Genomic DNA, 1,854 nt, shown 5'->3' on the forward strand with positions numbered 1-1,854 from the left:
GGTTTCCAGCGCGGCGATGTTGTCCGGCGAGAGGCTCAGGCCCATCGCGTGATTAAGAAACTCGGCGGCTTCGTCGGCCGTGAAGCGCAGATCGGCGGCACGCAGCTCAGTGAGTTGGCCGCGCGCGCGGAGCCTGGCCAGCGGAAGTTGAGGATCTTCGCGGGTGGTGATGATCAGCTGCATCTGCGCCGGCAGGTGATCGATCAAAAACGTCAGCGCTTCGTCGATCGGTTTGCAGTCGAGGGTATGATAATCGTCGAAGACGAAGATCACACGATCAGGGATGGTGGCCATTTCGTTGAGCAGCGACGTCAACAGCGCGGCGGTTGGCGGCTGCGCGTGCAGTGCCGCCAGGATGCCTTCGCCAAACTGCGGCGCAATGGTCTGCAGCGCGGCGACGAAGTACACAAGAAATTGGGCGAGGTCGCTGTCGCCTTCATCCAGCGACAACCAGGCGATCTCCCCTCGCCTTGTGGGAGAGGCTGTAGGTGCCAGTGCTGTTCCGGCAGTGGAGGGGGTGAGGGTGGCAATCCATTCACTCACCAGCGTAGTCTTGCCGAAACCGGCGGGAGCCGAAATCAGCGCGAGTTTGCGGCCGGCTCGCAGCCCGTCATTCAACCGCGCGAGCAGGCGTGGTCGGGGCACGGCGTTCGGCCGTGGCGGAGGAAGGTAGAGTTTGGTGGCCAGGATGGGCGCGGGCATGAGTGCATTATACAACGCCTGTGCCGGTTATTTCTTGCAAAGCGACTCGTAGTGAGCGTCGATGTAGCGTTTGCAGTCCGCTATGACCTGGTCTTTCGTTTTCATTTCGGGGCTCTTGTACACAAAGTTCACCCGGTCAGGAATGCAGGCAAACCACAGGCAAGTGGGGCTTTGGTATAAATCGATCTGGATGCCGCGGTGCGCTTTTTTGACGTGGTTCTTAATGCCTTTCATGATGACCTTCTGCAGGTGTTCCGTTTTCGTCTGTGTTAGTGGATGGTAATGACCACGTTGCCCTTCTTGTGCCCGGTGTCCACATAGCGATGCGCTTCGACGATCTGCTCCAGCGTGTAGCGGCGATCGATGACGGGTTTGAACTGGCCCGCTTCAATGATCTCTTTAAGGGCACGCAGGTCTTCTTGTTTCTCGCCGTTGCCGGAATCCTTGTGCACGTTGAGATAGACGCCGCCGGACTTCAATGCTTGTTTGCCGTGCGACGCCGCCAGCTTGCCGACCGCATCGAACACCACATCATAGATCGGGCCGCTGCGCGTGAAGTCCTCCTGGGTGTAATCCACAACCCGATCGGCTCCCAACGATTTCACGAGATCCAAATTGTTGGTGCTGCACACGCCGGTCACATCGGCTCCGAAATGATGTTTGGCCAGCTGAACCGCGCAGGTGCCCACTGCGCCGGACGCGCCATAGATCAACACCTTCTGCCCGCGCTGGATATTGGCTTTGCTAAGGCAGCGCACCGCCGTCATCCCCGCACCGACGGCGGCTGCTGCTTCTTCGTAGCTCCAGCCGGCGGGCTTGAGCACCAGCATGCCATCTTGCGGGAAGCATTTGTGTTCCGCGTAGCCGCCGAAGTTCACACCCAGCGTGGACGCCATCACGGCGTCGCCGATCTTAAAGTGCGTTACGTTCCGGCCGATCGCTTCCACATCCCCCGCCAGTTCCATCCCCAGAATGTGTCGCTTGGGTTTGCGAATGCCTAGAATGAGCCGCGCCATCAGTTTCTGCCAGCCTGAGACGGGCAGGTTGAAGCTGCGCATGATCGTGTCGCCGATGGTGACGGTGGTGGCGCGGACTTTGATCAGCACTTCGTTGTCGCGCGGTGCGGGCTTGGCGATCTCAACCAACTGCAAA

General features: G+C 59.7%; 3 protein-coding genes. All 3 read right to left on the reverse strand.

Features of this window, described 5'->3' with window-relative positions:
- On the reverse strand, nucleotides 1-702 hold a 702-nt coding region (locus tag IAE77_RS00050; protein ID WP_345780940.1), incomplete at its 3' end, for an AAA family ATPase.
- Nucleotides 703-729: 27 nt separating this feature from the next.
- Nucleotides 730-936 (reverse strand): hypothetical protein, encoded by a 207-nt coding sequence (locus tag IAE77_RS00055; RefSeq protein ID WP_294219607.1) that lies wholly within the window; start codon nucleotides 934-936, stop codon nucleotides 730-732.
- Nucleotides 937-971: 35 nt separating this feature from the next.
- A complete protein-coding gene (locus tag IAE77_RS00060) occupies nucleotides 972-1,853 on the reverse strand; it encodes an NAD(P)-dependent alcohol dehydrogenase (protein ID WP_345780941.1) in 882 nt (293 codons plus the stop codon).
- Between the last annotated feature and the right edge of the window lies 1 nt (nucleotide 1,854).

Origin of the sequence: Prosthecobacter sp., assembly GCF_014879935.1 — a bacterium.
In the GTDB taxonomy this organism is placed as follows: domain Bacteria; phylum Verrucomicrobiota; class Verrucomicrobiia; order Verrucomicrobiales; family Verrucomicrobiaceae; genus Prosthecobacter.